Source organism: Acidovorax sp. Root568 (assembly GCF_001427445.1).
In the GTDB taxonomy this organism is placed as follows: Bacteria; Pseudomonadota; Gammaproteobacteria; order Burkholderiales; family Burkholderiaceae_C; genus Acidovorax; species Acidovorax delafieldii.
The window spans coordinates 146,449-159,933 of the sequence record NZ_LMGP01000017.1 but is presented as its reverse complement, the minus strand read 5'-3'; the positions used below and the strand labels follow the sequence as shown (position 1 = coordinate 159,933).

The 13,485-nt window shown below is 63.9% G+C and carries 12 protein-coding genes and 1 tRNA gene; 4 read left to right on the top strand and 9 right to left on the bottom strand.

Features of this window, described 5'->3' with window-relative positions; all coding sequences use genetic code 11:
- Window position 1: 1 nt before the first annotated feature.
- Window positions 2–520 carry a tripartite tricarboxylate transporter TctB family protein gene (locus tag ASD75_RS16920; RefSeq protein ID WP_056064616.1) on the bottom strand — a complete coding sequence of 173 codons (519 nt, stop codon included), beginning with the start codon at window positions 518–520 and terminating at the stop codon, window positions 2–4.
- 83 nt (window positions 521–603) lie between these two features.
- The gene (locus ASD75_RS16915; RefSeq protein WP_056064618.1) at window positions 604–1,563 is read right to left on the bottom strand and encodes a tripartite tricarboxylate transporter substrate binding protein; all 960 of its coding nucleotides are present in this window, start codon (window positions 1,561–1,563) and stop codon (window positions 604–606) included.
- Window positions 1,564–1,692: 129 nt separating this feature from the next.
- Between ASD75_RS16915 and ASD75_RS16910 the strand changes: the two genes are divergently transcribed.
- The 3 genes from ASD75_RS16910 to ASD75_RS16900 are packed head-to-tail and all read left to right on the top strand — an operon-like array spanning window position 1,693 to window position 4,261.
- The gene (locus ASD75_RS16910) at window positions 1,693–2,376 is read left to right on the top strand and encodes a response regulator transcription factor (protein ID WP_056065161.1); all 684 of its coding nucleotides are present in this window, start codon (window positions 1,693–1,695) and stop codon (window positions 2,374–2,376) included.
- Window positions 2,373–3,812 (top strand): sensor histidine kinase, encoded by a 1,440-nt coding sequence (locus ASD75_RS16905; protein ID WP_056747087.1) that lies wholly within the window; start codon window positions 2,373–2,375, stop codon window positions 3,810–3,812. Before ASD75_RS16910 ends, ASD75_RS16905 begins: the two co-directional genes overlap by 4 nt.
- Before the next feature lie 17 nt (window positions 3,813–3,829).
- Complete coding sequence (locus ASD75_RS16900; protein WP_056747086.1) at window positions 3,830–4,261, top strand: RNA-binding S4 domain-containing protein; 432 nt, start codon at window positions 3,830–3,832, stop codon at window positions 4,259–4,261.
- A gap of 86 nt (window positions 4,262–4,347) precedes the next feature.
- On the opposite strand, the gene ASD75_RS16895 is transcribed toward ASD75_RS16900, so the two are convergent.
- From ASD75_RS16895 to cysS, 7 genes are all read right to left on the bottom strand, one after another.
- Window positions 4,348–5,034 carry a hypothetical protein gene (locus tag ASD75_RS16895; protein ID WP_156401043.1) on the bottom strand — a complete coding sequence of 229 codons (687 nt, stop codon included), beginning with the start codon at window positions 5,032–5,034 and terminating at the stop codon, window positions 4,348–4,350.
- A 395-nt stretch (window positions 5,035–5,429) separates the two neighbouring features.
- A tRNA-Ser gene (locus ASD75_RS16890) sits at window positions 5,430–5,522 on the bottom strand.
- Between the two features lie 341 nt (window positions 5,523–5,863).
- Complete coding sequence (gene tilS, locus ASD75_RS16885) at window positions 5,864–6,814, bottom strand: tRNA lysidine(34) synthetase TilS (protein ID WP_056747084.1); 951 nt, start codon at window positions 6,812–6,814, stop codon at window positions 5,864–5,866.
- 170 nt (window positions 6,815–6,984) lie between these two features.
- Window positions 6,985–8,835: a methyl-accepting chemotaxis protein gene (locus tag ASD75_RS16880; RefSeq protein WP_056747209.1), complete on the bottom strand. Its 1,851-nt coding sequence runs from the start codon at window positions 8,833–8,835 to the stop codon at window positions 6,985–6,987.
- A 199-nt stretch (window positions 8,836–9,034) separates the two neighbouring features.
- The gene (locus tag ASD75_RS16875) at window positions 9,035–10,012 is read right to left on the bottom strand and encodes an acetyl-CoA carboxylase carboxyltransferase subunit alpha (RefSeq protein ID WP_056747083.1); all 978 of its coding nucleotides are present in this window, start codon (window positions 10,010–10,012) and stop codon (window positions 9,035–9,037) included.
- 79 nt (window positions 10,013–10,091) lie between these two features.
- The gene (locus tag ASD75_RS16870; RefSeq protein ID WP_056747082.1) at window positions 10,092–10,766 is read right to left on the bottom strand and encodes a DNA-3-methyladenine glycosylase; all 675 of its coding nucleotides are present in this window, start codon (window positions 10,764–10,766) and stop codon (window positions 10,092–10,094) included.
- Window positions 10,767–10,813: 47 nt separating this feature from the next.
- Entirely contained in the window at window positions 10,814–12,196 is a 1,383-nt protein-coding gene (cysS, locus tag ASD75_RS16865; protein WP_056747081.1) for a cysteine--tRNA ligase, read from the bottom strand.
- A gap of 218 nt (window positions 12,197–12,414) precedes the next feature.
- Here cysS and ASD75_RS16860 point away from each other — a divergent pair, with 218 nt between their 5' ends.
- A complete protein-coding gene (locus ASD75_RS16860; protein WP_056747080.1) occupies window positions 12,415–13,479 on the top strand; it encodes a tetratricopeptide repeat protein in 1,065 nt (354 codons plus the stop codon).
- The last annotated feature ends 6 nt before the right edge of the window (window positions 13,480–13,485 follow it).

The following is a 13,485-nucleotide window of genomic DNA, read 5'->3' as shown; positions in this document are numbered from 1 at the left end:
TTTACAGCCACCCCGTGTTGGTCAGGCCGGGCAGGTTGATGGCCAGCAGTTGCGTAAACATCCAGTACACCGGGGCCGCTACCGCGATACCGATGAAGGAATCCTTGATCCAGGCCTGCAGGCGCAGGTCGAGTTCACCTTCCGAGCTCTTGAAACCCCGTACCGACAGCACGAAGCACAATGCACAGCTCAGGATGAAGCCCAGCGTGGTGATGAGCAGGGCGTTGAGCAGCAGCCCTGCCGACACCCAGATGAAACCCTTCCAGTGGGCGCGCTCGTCGCCGGAGCCCTCTTCCAGCTCCCGAAACCCCCCGCTCAGCGCATGTGCCACGCACAGCACGCCGCAGATCAGGATGGCAATGCTGACCACCCAGGGAAAGAAGTTGGGGCCCACGCCACCGTAGCCCGCTTCTGAACTGACCGAGCTGGCCCCCCAGGCCAGACCCAGCGCGAGCACCACCAGCCCGACCCCGATCAGGGTCTGCAAGGGCTTGGAGCGCGATGAATGTTGTTGTGTCATGTTTTTTCCTTCGCACCAACCAATGCACGGCCAGGCCGCCTGCCCAGAGGCAGAAATGACGGCTGCCGCGCCTTGCTTCGGGATCAGATCATTCCGGACTTGGCCATCGTGGCGCGCATGCTGGCGAACTCGGCATCCACGAAATTGCCGAACTCGTCGCCGGCCATCCATGCGGGGGTCCAGCCGTTCTTTTCCATCGCGTCCTGCCAGGCCTTGTGCTTGAAGGTCTTGGCCAGCGCATCGATCAAGGCCTTGCGCTGTTCTGGCGTGATGCCAGGCGCGCCGTACACGCCGCGCCAATTGCCGATTTCCACGTTGATGCCCTGCTCCTTGAGCGTGGGCACGTTCACGCCCTTGAGGCGGGTGCCCGAGGTCACGCCCACTGCGCGCATCTTGCCGGCAGAGATGTACTCGGAGAACTCGCTGTAGCCGCTGCCACCCACGGTCACGTTGCCACCCAGGATGGCGGCAGTGGCCTCACCGCCCCCACGGAACGCCACGTAGTTGATCTTGGCGGGGTCCACGCCCACTTCACGGGCGATCATGGCGGCGGCAATGTGCTCGGTAGAGCCGCGCGAGCCGCCACCCCACTTCACGCTGCCGGGGTCCTTCTTGAGCTGTTCCACCACATCCTTCATGGTCTTGAAAGGCGAGTTGGCGGGCAGCACAAACACGTTGTATTCGCTGGTCAGGCGCGCCAGGGGCGTGACCTTGTCCAGGCCCACCGGTGGTTTGCCGGTGATGATGCCGCCCAGCATCACAGCGCCCATCACCATCAGCGCGTTCGGGTCGCCCTTGCTGGCGTTGACGAACTGGGCCAGGCCAATCGCGCCCGCTGCGCCGCCCTTGTTGTCGTAGGACACCGACGATGCGGCGCCCGCATCCTGCATCGCCTTGCCCAGCGCGCGACCGGTGGAATCCCAACCGCCCCCGGGGTTGGCGGGAATCATCATCTTGAGGGCCGCTGCCGTCTGGGCCGACACGGGCAACGCACCCGCAGCGGCCAGGGCGGCCAGTGATTTCAGAAAGGTATCGCGACGCATGGTGTCTGTCTCCTGATAAGGTTTGCGAACCGCCCGATGATGCGCGCGCTGCCTGTCAAACGGCTGTCCTCAGACTCAGGGAAAACACTCATGCACCCGGCCCAATGAGACGGTGCTATGGTGCCGCGCATGCAATTGCTCCTTGTAGAAGACGACCCCACCATGCAGGCCACGCTGCACCGCGCACTGACCCGGCGTGGCATGGAAGTGACCGCTGTGGGCGACGGACGCGCAGCGCTGAGCCAATGGACCGCCCTGCAGCCCGACGCCGTCATCCTGGACCTCACCCTGCCGGGCCTGGACGGCTTGCAGGTGCTGCAGCAGGCGCGATCACGTGGCCTGCGCACCCCCGTACTGATCCTGACGGCACGTGGCACCGTGGGCGACCGCGTAGTGGGGCTGAACGCTGGCGCCGACGACTACCTGCCCAAACCGTTCGATCTGGACGAGCTGGAGGCACGCCTGCGCGCACTGGTGCGCCGCAGCGCAGATCCCGCCGTAGCGCCGCTGGCACCCAGCACCGTGCAGATCGGAGCCATCCGCTACGACAAGGACAGCGGCGCGCTGTACCTGAACGGCGAGGTGATGGAGCTGACCCCGCGCGAGCTGGCACTGATGCACGCCCTGCTCGCACAGCCGGGGCATGCCGTGACCAAGGAGCGACTGTATGAGCTGGTGTTTCCGGGCCAGCTCGACGTGCAGTACGAAGCCATCGAGGTCGTGGTGTACCGGCTGCGCAAGAAGCTGGCGGGCACAGGCCTGACCCTGATGACACTGCGCGGCCTGGGCTACCTGCTGCGGGCCGACGCATGAGCGAGGATGGAGTGCGCCACCACTCGTTGCGGCGGCGCCTGCTGCTGGGCATCTTGCTGCCTGTAGCCCTGTTCATCGGTTTCAACACCTGGAGCCTGTACCACCAGACGCTGGCCTCGCTCAACACCGCGTATGACCGCACCTTGCTGGCATCCGCCAAAAGCATCAGCGAACAGCTCGATGTGAAAGGCTTTGACGACGCAGCGCAGCTGCGCGCCATCGTTCCTTATTCGGCCCTGGAGGCCTTTGAGGCCGACAACCAGAGCCAGATGTTCTACCGCGTTTCGACCCTCAAGGGCGAGATCGTGTCGGGCTTTGAGGACCTGCCGGTGTGGCACGGCAGCATCCCTGCCCGCCCTCCCTATGCGGCTCTGGTGGACTTTTACGATGACCGATTTCGTGACCGCGATGTGCGCGTGGCGGTGCTGCTGCAACCGGTGGCCAGCTCCGACGGCCGGGCGATGGCCGTGATCCAGGTGGCGGAGACGCTGGAGGTGCGCGAAACCCTGGCACTGCAGATCCTGTGGAACACCCTGTTGCGACAGGCGCTGTTGATCGCCGTGGTGGCCTTTACCGTGGTGTTGGTGGTGCAGCGCGCCACCCAGCCCGTGCGGCAGCTCAGCCAGCAGTTGCAGGCCCGGCGCGAGGGCGATCTGAGCCCCATCGCGGCCCCGCTCGCCCCACGCGAGCTACAGCCGCTGGTGGACGCCACCAATGAGGTCATGCAGCGCCTGCGTCACCTGCTGCGGCACCAAAAGCGCTTTGTGCGCGATGCCTCCCACCAGCTGCGCACACCGCTGGCCGTGCTCAAGACCCAGGTGCAATCGGCCCTGCGCGGCGACGTGGAGCCGCAACAAGCCCTGCACGAGATCAGCGACACCGTGGACCGCGCCACCCAGCTCGCCAACCAGATGCTGGCCCTGGCCAAGGTGGAGCAGCTGCGCCAACAAAGCGCTCCACCAGCCACCCGCTTTGATGACATTCTGCGTGCCGTGGCGCTGGAGATTTCGCCACTGATTGCTCAGCGCGATCTGGACTTTGGCATCCACACCGAGCCAACCCTGGTGCAATCGCATGAATGGATGCTGCGCGAACTGAGCCGCAACCTGCTGCACAACGCCGTGCGCCACGCACCGCCCGGCAGTGAGTTGACCGTGGACTTGCGCAGCGACGGGCGGCATGCGGCGCTGACGATCAGCGACCACGGCCCCGGCATTGATGACGAGCTGGCGGCACGCCTGTTCCAGCCCTTTTCTGCAGGAGACGTGCGCACCGGCAGCGGCCTGGGCCTGGCCATTTGCCATGAGATCGTGCAGGCCCTGGAAGGCAACATCACACTGACAAACCAGGTGCAAGGCCACAAGGTGACAGGGTTGAACGCCGTGGTTCGCCTGCCACTGCCTGCGCCCTTGACCGACAGCACACCCGTGGCCTAGACGGCACAATCTCGCCCATGAATACCTTGGAGACGATGCGCCTGGACAAGTGGCTCTGGTGCGCCCGCTTTTACAAGACCCGCAGCCTCGCCACCGAAGAGATCGGCAAGGGCCGGGTCACTGTCAATGGCCAGCTGGCCAAACCCGCACGCGACCTGCGCTGCGGCGACACCGTAGCGCTGCGCCAGGGCCCCGTGGCACGCACCGTGCTCGTACGGGGCCTGAGCGGTGCCCGGGGCCCCGCGCCAGTGGCCCAGCAACTGTACGAAGAAACCCCGGACAGCATCGCCGCCCGCGAAAAGGCCGCAGAACTGCGCCGCTTGGCCCCCGAGCCAGCGGCGACATTGCAAGAAGGTCGCCCAACCAAACGCGACCGTCGCGAGATCGACAAGGTGAGCAACAAGGGAGGCGATTGGGGCAGCCGGTGGAGTGCTTCGATCGACGAGTGAGTAACGAAGGCGCCGACCATTTCACGGCACCGAGATAGGTGCTTGCGCGTGTCCATGCTGAGCCACTCACGCCTGCGATTTACTGACTAGGGGGCCGTACCGGGTGGATGTATCCTGAATTTGAAACGGGACATCACCAGCGCAGCATGAGACGCACTGCGTGGCAGCAATTCTTCCACGCAACCGGTGGCAACTGGAGGCACAAAGCCGGCAGCGATGCCCCCCATGGCAGCCTTGGAGCCGCCCCTCCAACTCCACCCCCACGCGGCCCCGTCAATGCCTCCAGCAAACAGCAAAGCGCCCTTTGCTGATTCACCCAAGCGGATCTCAATCCGCATGCTGTTGGCAAAAGCACCGCGCCGATAACCTGCGGTGATGCGCAGCGTAAACACCGGGTGTCGAACTGGATCGAAACCCGCGCCTACGGTATCGGCAATGACGGCCAATGCCGGCATGGCGGTACCGTTCCACCCCTCCGCCATCACCGCACCATCGCCAAAAATGATGAAACCACGCGCAGCCGACCACAGGTTCTTGCCGTACCGCAAGATGGGCCCGCAGTGGGGGTTGTAGCCGCCCTGCCCACCCTCGCAATCGAGCGCAAAAACGATGTGATGGCCTCCGTTGGAAAAAAACCTGGAAGCATCGACCGTGCATAAAAAATCGGCGCAATGAGAAGGCGCGGAGCCCGCAGCCCTGGGTAGATAACAAAAGTCGAGATCGTTGAATGCCAGGCTGAGCTCGCGAACTTGCACGTCACGATGGTGCGTCATGGGGGCCCTTCTTCCCTGCAGGCATCAGTACCAGTGTCAGCATACAGGGCCACTGGCCAGCACTTGCGCGCTCCATGTCGGCTTTGGGCCGCTATCACGGCGCAGCGCCCTCGGCTTGAAGTACACAATAAAAAAAAGCCCGCACAGGGCGGGCTGAAACCTTGCCAGAGTTCACCAGGACACAGGCCCTCCACAACAAACAGCGGGCGGAATCTGATCCATGTCCCCAAGAAAGCGAGCAAGGCTCTTAGGACCCTCCGATTGGGCGCGAAACGTGATCGGTTGGGTATTCGGGAATCACCTATGCGCAAGGTCATTCCTCAACCGAACTGCGGCGAACAGACAGAGTTGACAAAGAAAAAGCCCCAAGCGCATTGAGCACTTGGGGCTTATCTTGGCGGAAACGGAGGGATTCGAACCCTCGATGAGGCTCTACACCCCATACTCCCTTAGCAGGGGAGCACCTTCGGCCACTCGGTCACGTTTCCAATCCCACTATTATGCCTCATTTCAGGGGCTGTTCCGCTGGTTGCAGCAGCATAGGTGGGCTGATCCAAAGTCCTCGTGCACGCCGGGCGCTGATAGCTGGAGTCACTTTTTTGCCGATTGCCGCCCAGGTTTTGATGTCGACATGGAGGCCATCCGAGCGCGGATGGCTTGTGTGCTGAGCCTGTTGGGCAGGGGGCAAGGACGGACTCGGGCTTTCTATTGGACGCACCGAGCTCATAGAGCTGGCAATCTTCGCGATTGGCCAGCGTGCCGGATGCGGCGGTTTACTCCCGTATTTGTGGGTGTCGTCCCGCGACGCGGGCAAAAAGACACCTGAGAGCTACTGCCTGAGCCATTCCAGCGTAAGACCAGACCGCACGACAAAGCCGCTTCCTACCTTGATGCGGATGTGGTGGCCCCGTGTGGTACAGGCCTGGATCTGATCCAGCAGCTCGCCCAATTGCGCGGCTCCCGGGGTGGTTTGGTGGGCATGGCGCAGCCAGTGGCGCACCACGTTGGCCTGGCGGGCGCGGGTGAGCCCCTGCAGCGCCTTGATACCGGGGGGCACGCCCACCAAGGACAGGTCCTGCTGTGCCATCTCGTGCAGCAGCTCGGCAGCCTGGGCTGCATTGGCGGCCGACCGTGCAAAGGTATCGCGAAAGGACGGGAATGCGGCATGCAGCGCAGGCAGCAGTTGCGCCCGAATGCGGTTGCGCGTGAAGCGCTCATCGGAGTTGGTGGGGTCTTCCACCCACGCCTGGCCTTGTGCCTTCAACCAATCGCGTACGTCCGCCGCAGACACCTGCAACAAGGGGCGGTGCCAGACCAGACCAGCACGCGTCCACTGGGCAGGCATGGCGGCCAGGCCGGCCACGCCCGCTCCGCGCGACAGGGCGAGTAGCAGGGTTTCGGCCTGATCGTCGGCGTGCTGTGCAATTGCTATGGATTGAATAGCACCCAAGGCATGATCTTCTAGCGCTACTGCCGTCAAAGCCTGGTATCTGGCTTGCCGAGCGGCATCCTCGGGGCTCTGGCCGGGCGCGGGGCGCGCGTCCAGCCACTGCACACGCAAGGGCACGCCCAGCTTGCTACACAAGGCCACGCAATGCTGCTCAAACCCATCGGCAGCCGCCTGCAGCCCATGGTGCACATGGATGGCCAGCACCTGCCCGGGCCAGCGGCGTGCACAGCCCAACAGCAATGCGGTCGAGTCTGCGCCCCCGCTCAACGCCACAGCCATCGGCAACGCGGGCGCAAAGGCCCGCAGGGCGGCGTCCATTGATTGCGTCATCGCATCCGCCCTTCAGGCCCTGCACCTAGACCCGTCACAACCGCCGGACGTGCCTGGAGGGCGTAGAGAACGAGGGAGAAATGGCGGCACATGGGCGCCGATTATCACGGTGCCCCGCACTCCGGCAGTAAGGTGCATGGGGGGCGCCGCGACGCTCCGCCCCTTGCACCTTAACCGCCCGGCGATGACAGCCGCGGCGCAGCGTGGGCAGGGTCGGTCGACAGGCGGAAAGTGCCCACCACCTCCGACAGCCGCACCGACTGGTCCTTGAGGCTCTGTGCCGCAGCAGCGCTCTCCTCCACCAGCGCTGCGTTCTGCTGGGTCATCTGGTCGAGTTGGGCCACGGCCTGGCCGACCTCGTTGATGCTGGTGCTTTGCTCATTGGTGGACGCCGTGATCTCGGCCATGATGTCCGTCACACGCTGCACCGAGGTCACGATCTCGGTCATGGTAGTGCCCGCGTCGTGCACCAGCCGCGAGCCGTTTTCCACCTGCTCGACCGAGGTATTGATCAGGGTCTTGATCTCGCGTGCCGCCTCGGCGCTGCGCTGGGCGAGGCTGCGCACCTCGCCTGCTACCACCGCAAAGCCCCTGCCCTGCTCGCCCGCGCGGGCGGCTTCCACCGCAGCATTGAGCGCAAGGATGTTGGTCTGGAAGGCAATGCCGTCGATGACGCCAATGATGTCGTTGATCTTGCGCGAGGCCGCATTGATCTGGTCCATGGTGGTCACCACATTGCCCACCACCTGCCCACCATGTTGCGCCACGCTGGACGCCTGGGCTACCAGCTGGTTGGCTTGGCGTGCCGAGTCTGCGTTGTGCCGGACGGTCTCGGTCAGCTGCTGCATGGAGGCTGATGTCTGCTGCAGGCTGGATGCCGTGAGTTCGGTGCGCCCGCTCAGGTCATGGTTGCCGGTGGCAATCTCTTCGGCGGCCACGCGTACCGAGCTGCTGGCGTCACGGATCTGCGAGAGCACACCGGAGAGCTTGCCCGCAAAGCTGTTGAAGCTACCGGCGATCTGGGCCAGCTCGTCCTCACCGTGGGCGTCGATGCGGCGCGACAGGTCGCCATCACCGGCGCCGATTTCATGCATCGCGTCACGCACCAACGTGAGCTGGCGCAGGCGCCGCGTCAGAACCACGCCCAGCAGCCCTACGGCCACCACCAACACCAAAACGCTGGAGATCAGCGATGTGGCCAGCATGGCCCGGATCGGTGCCATGGCCTCGCTTTCATCCAGGGCCACCACCAGCATCCATGAGGTGCCCGCGATCGGCACCACGCTGAGTAACCGGCTGCGCGACGCAATGTCCGCCTGCAGCAAGCTTTTGTCCTTGGATGCAGCGAGCAGCTTGTCGGTCACGAGGTCCTTGGACAAATCGGCAATGGGCTTGAGGGTCAGCGCCTGGTCGCGGTGGGCGATGATCTTGCCGTCGGCAGACACCAGAAACCCGAAACTCTGCGGCGTGGGCTGGATGGAAGCCACATTGGCAACCACCGACTCCATGTAGACATCACCAGCCGCCACGCCTTTGAGCGCTGCGCCGGCGCCCACCGGGGTCGCAAAAGTCACCACCAGCTTTTGATCGGACGCCGAGATGTAGGGCGGCGTGACCACAGACCCGCCCGCTTGCGCGGCCTGCTTGTACCAAGGACGTGCGGTGGGGTCGTAGTCGGCGGGCAGGCTGCGAGTCTCTGAAAATACGTACTTCTTGTCCGCGTAGCCAAAATACGCCGTGCTGAACTTGCCCGCGTCGCGCAGCATGGCCAGAGACTTGGCAGGTTCGGGATCTTCAAAGGCGGCGACGGAGGCCGCAATGATCGTGGCCTTGGCCCGCGCCCACTCCTCGATGGTTTCTGCATGGCTCTTGGCGGTCGCCATGCCCTCTTCGGCCAGCGAAACCTGCGCCTGTGCACGCGCCGACAGGTAGTTGACCAACGTCAACACCATCAGGGCAGCCACCATGCAGGTGGCAGAGAGGACCAGGATCTGGCCCTTGAGCGTCTTCAGAAGCGACATGAAGCCCTCCTTGAACCGCCCGCGCAGGCGGTCTGCAGGCATGTTACATCCGGTAGCAGTCCATGCGCCAGTGCGGGTTTGTGCGCCCCTGCAAGGCGTCGGCCAGAAAAACAACAACGGCCCCGAAGGGCCGTTGGAACCGCACCAAGCTGGTGCATTTGGTGCCAGCAACGACAGGCCTGAACCTGCCTCAGCGGGCTTAGCGGGCGTCCGCCTTGGTGTCGCTGAAGCGGCCGTAGCTCTGCAGACGCTCGTAGCGACGGTCCAGCAAGTCTTTGGTCTTGAGGTCTGCCACCTGGCGGAAGGCATCGCCCAAAGCGCGCTTCAAAAATGCGGCCATCTGCTTGTGGTCGCGATGGGCGCCGCCCACGGGCTCGCTCACGATCTTGTCCACCAGGCCCAGGGCCTTGAGGCGGTGGGCGGTGATGCCCAGGGCGTCAGCGGCCTCTTGCGCCTTGTCGCTGGTCTTCCAGAGGATGGACGCACAGCCTTCTGGGCTGATGACCGAGTAGATGGCGTATTGCAGCATCACAACCTGATCGGCCACGCTGATGGCCAAGGCGCCGCCGGAGCCGCCTTCGCCAATGATGGTGGTGATGATAGGTACTTCGAGCTGCGCCATCTCGAAGATGTTGCGGCCAATGGCCTCGGACTGGCCGCGCTCTTCGGCATCAATGCCCGGGTAGGCGCCGGGCGTGTCCACAAAGGTGAACACGGGCAGCTTGAATTTCTCGGCCGTCTTCATCAGGCGCAGGGCCTTGCGATAGCCCTCGGGCTTGCTCATGCCAAAGTTGCGCATGGCGCGCTCCTTCGTGTCGCGGCCCTTCTGATGGCCCAGCACCATGCAGGCGTGGCCGTTGAAGCGCGCGAGGCCGCCCACGATGGACAGGTCGTCCGCGTAGTGGCGGTCGCCGTGCAGCTCGACGAAGTCGGTGAAGATGTCGCGCACGTAGTCGAGCGTGTAGGGACGCTCAGGGTGGCGGGCGATCTTGGTGATCTGCCAGGGCGACAGTTCGCTGTAAATGTCTTTGGTGAGTTGCTGGCTCTTCTTGCTCAGCTGGTCGATCTCTTCCGAGATATCGACGGCACTCTCGGTCTGCACGTAGCGCAGTTCTTCAATTTTGGACTCCAGCTCGGCAATGGGCTGTTCGAAATCCAGAAAGGTCTTTTTCGCCAACGTTTTTCTCCTAGGGGGATCGCACCCGGCGGGGTTGCCACGAACGGCACGCACTGTAACCGGCGTGCCTGCAGTGGTGTCAATAGGTTACAGGCAGGGGGTCCAGAGACCGCCAAATATACCAAGTCGCGACGCTGCACCAGGGCTTCCAGGCCTCGGCCACCTCGCGGGCGTCACTGCGGCTCACGGGGTCGCCAGAGAAGTAATTCTGGCTGATGCCGCTGATCAACCCCACGTCATCGAGGGGCAAAACATTGGGCCGCATCAAATAGAAGATCAAAAACATCTCGGCCGTCCATCGGCCGATGCCACGGATGGCCACCAGCTCGGCAATGATGGCTTCATCGTCCATGGCGGCCCAGTCCTTGACGTGCAGCTTGCCTCCTTCAAAGTGCATGGCCAGGTCCACCAGGTAGTCCACCTTGCGGGCAGACAGGCCTGCGGCCCGCATGTCGTCGATCTTGAGCTTGAGCACGCTGGCGGGCTTCATGCCGCGCGGCAGCAGCGCCACAAAACGCTCCCATACGGCCTGTGCTGACGCGACTGACACCTGCTGTCCCACGATGGAACGCGCCAGTGTGATGAAGGGGTCGCCCTTGGTTTGTAGCGCGGCGTCGCCAAACTGCGGTATCAGGCGCTTCATCACCCGGTCTTTTTTCACCAGGTGCTTGCAGGCCTCGGCCCAGTAGTCGGGCGTGGCCAGCACCAGCGACGGCGCCACAGCGTCACCCGCTATCTTTTTAGAAGCTGCCACCGCTTATTCCACCTGCACTACTGGCATATTTAGCATCAAAACAATGCTCATTGGGCAGCTTCCCATGTGGTGCCGGCGGCAGAGTCCTTGAGCACGATGCCCTGGGCCAGCAAATGGTTGCGGATGCGGTCGGCCTCGGCAAAGTTCTTGGCCGCCTTGGCTGCGGCCCGGGCAGCAATCTGTGCCTGAATCTCAGACTCATCCACACCGGCGGCCCCGGACTGAAGAAAAGCCTTGGGGTCACCCTGCAAGATCCCCAGGCAGCCACCCAGCGCCTGGAGCAACCCCGCCAGCTCGACCGAGCGGGTCTTGTTGACCTCGCTGGCCAAGTCAAACAGCACGGCCACGGCCTCGGGAGTGCCAAAGTCCTCGTCCATCGCGGCCTTGAAGCGGGCCGCGTAAGGGTTGGTCCAGTCGATGGAAGCCGCTTGTGAGGGAGTCACCAGGCTCAGCGCGGTGTACAGCCGCTTGAGCGCCTGTCGCGCGTCATCCAGGTGCGCATCGCTGTAGTTCAGCGCACTGCGGTAGTGGGCGCGGACGATGAAAAAGCGCACGGTTTCTGCGTCATACGTCTTGAGCACGTCGCGGATGGTGAAGAAGTTGCCCAGGCTCTTGGACATCTTCTCGTTGTCCACGCGCACAAAGCCGTTGTGCACCCAGAACTTGGCCAGCGGTTTGCCCGTGGCACCTTCACTCTGGGCGATTTCGTTCTCGTGGTGGGGGAACTGCAGGTCCGCGCCGCCGCCGTGGATGTCGAAGGTTTCGCCCAGCGTGGCGCCGCACATGGCCGAGCACTCGATATGCCAGCCGGGTCGGCCAGAGCCAAAGCTGCTGTCCCATTTGGCCTCGGGGGGTTCCTCGGGCTTGGCGGACTTCCACAGCACGAAGTCGAGCGGGTCTTCCTTGCCGTCCAGCACTGCTACGCGCTCGCCGGCGCGCAGCTCGTCGAGCGACTTGCCCGAGAGCTTGCCGTAGCCATCGAACTTGCGCACGGAGTAGTTCACATCGCCGTTGCTCGCCCGGTAGGCAAGGCCCTTGCCTTCCAGCTGGCCGATGAGCGAGAGCATCTGGGGCACATATTCGGTAGCGCGGGGCTCGACCGACGGCGGCTCGATGCCCAGCAGGCCGATGTCCTGGTGCATGGCGGCAATCATCTCGTCAGTGAGCTGGCGGATGGTGATGCCACGCTCCAGCGCACGCTTGATGATCTTGTCGTCGATGTCGGTGATGTTGCGCACGTAGGTCACGCGCAGGCCGCTGGCCTTGAGCCAGCGCTGCACCACGTCGAACGCCATCATCATCCGCGCGTGGCCGATATGGCACAGGTCATAAATGGTCATGCCGCACACATACATGCGCACATGGCCAGGTTCGAGCGGGGAAAAGTCTTCCAATGCACGCGACAGCGTGTTGTAGATGCGCAAACTCATGGGATTTCAGTAACGGGAGACTTGATGGGGTGGGCGAGGCAAAGAAACTCACCCGGCAGCAGCGGAACTCGGCCCTTGACAGGGGGTGGCCCGGCAAGGGGCGTCCAGCAAAATCACCAGCGGCAACAGCGTACCGTCATGACAACCCCCTCAGCTACAATCCGCCGCAGTATAAGCCCCCGCCCGGGCTGGCTGCCGCCCAACTCCTTTGTACCCCCATGAAGCAAGTCCGACGCACACTCCCACGCCTACTGCGCCTTCTGGCACTGACCGCCCTGATGGGCACGGGCGTGGTCCACGCGGACGACTATGCCGACATCACCCAGTTGCTCAAGGCTGGCAAGGCGTCCGAGGCGCTGGCCAAGGCCGACCAGCGCCTGGCCGCCAACCCACGCGACCCGCAGCTGCGCTTCTTGCGCGGCGTGGCCCAGACCGACTCGGGCAAGCAGGCCGACGCCATCGCCACCTTCACCAAGCTCACCGAAGAGTACCCAGAGCTGCCCGAGCCCTACAACAACCTGGCTGTGCTGTACGCCAACCAGAACCAGCTGGACAAGGCCCGCACGGCGCTGGAAATGGCGATCCGCACCAACCCCAGCTATGCCACCGCACAGGAAAACCTGGGCGACATCTACGCCAAGCTGGCCAGCCAAGCCTACAACAAGGCGCTGCAACTGGATGCCAACAACGCCAACTCGGTCAAGCCCAAGCTGGCACTGATCCGCGAATTGTTCTCCAACGAACCCGGCAGCAAAACCGGTCGCCCTGCCGCCGCAGCGCCCGCGCCCGCCGTGGTGGTAACCCAACGCCCTGCACCCGCTCCAGCGCCAGCAGCTGCAGCCCCGGCGCCAGCGCCTGCCGCCGCTCCAGCTCCAACTGTCAGCCCCGCTCCCGCTGCAACGGCTCCTGCACCGGCCCCAGCTCCTGCAGCTGCCAGCGACGCATCCACCCAGGCCGTCACCTCTGCCGTACAGGCCTGGGCTGCGGCCTGGTCGTCCAAGGACATGAAGGGGTACCTGGGCGCGTACGACAAGTCGTTCGATCCACCTGGTCGCCAAGGCCGCGCTGCCTGGGAGAAGGAACGCGAGGCGCGCATCGTCGGCAAATCCAAGATCAGCGTGAAGCTTTCTGACATCACCGTGTCCGTACAAGGTGACAAGGCCACGGCCCGGTTTCGCCAGGCATACAGTGCCGACGCGCTCAACGTGAGCAGCCGCAAGACGTTGGACCTCGTCAATAACAACGGCCGCTGGACCATCGTTCGCGAATCCACAGGCGGTTAACCATGG

Excerpts from the sequence above, each read along its gene's own strand:
- ASD75_RS16920 (WP_056064616.1), bottom strand. The coding sequence starts at position 520 with ATGACACAACAACATTCATCGCGCTCCAAGCCCTTGCAGACCCTGATC.
- ASD75_RS16915 (WP_056064618.1), bottom strand. The coding sequence starts at position 1,563 with ATGCGTCGCGATACCTTTCTGAAATCACTGGCCGCCCTGGCCGCTGCG.
- ASD75_RS16910 (WP_056065161.1), top strand. The coding sequence starts at position 1,693 with ATGCAATTGCTCCTTGTAGAAGACGACCCCACCATGCAGGCCACGCTG.
- ASD75_RS16905 (WP_056747087.1), top strand. The coding sequence starts at position 2,373 with ATGAGCGAGGATGGAGTGCGCCACCACTCGTTGCGGCGGCGCCTGCTG.
- ASD75_RS16900 (WP_056747086.1), top strand. The coding sequence starts at position 3,830 with ATGAATACCTTGGAGACGATGCGCCTGGACAAGTGGCTCTGGTGCGCC.
- ASD75_RS16895 (WP_156401043.1), bottom strand. The coding sequence starts at position 5,034 with ATGACGCACCATCGTGACGTGCAAGTTCGCGAGCTCAGCCTGGCATTC.
- tilS (WP_056747084.1), bottom strand. The coding sequence starts at position 6,814 with ATGACGCAATCAATGGACGCCGCCCTGCGGGCCTTTGCGCCCGCGTTG.
- ASD75_RS16880 (WP_056747209.1), bottom strand. The coding sequence starts at position 8,835 with ATGTCGCTTCTGAAGACGCTCAAGGGCCAGATCCTGGTCCTCTCTGCC.
- cysS (WP_056747081.1), bottom strand. The coding sequence starts at position 12,196 with ATGAGTTTGCGCATCTACAACACGCTGTCGCGTGCATTGGAAGACTTT.
- ASD75_RS16860 (WP_056747080.1), top strand. The coding sequence starts at position 12,415 with ATGAAGCAAGTCCGACGCACACTCCCACGCCTACTGCGCCTTCTGGCA.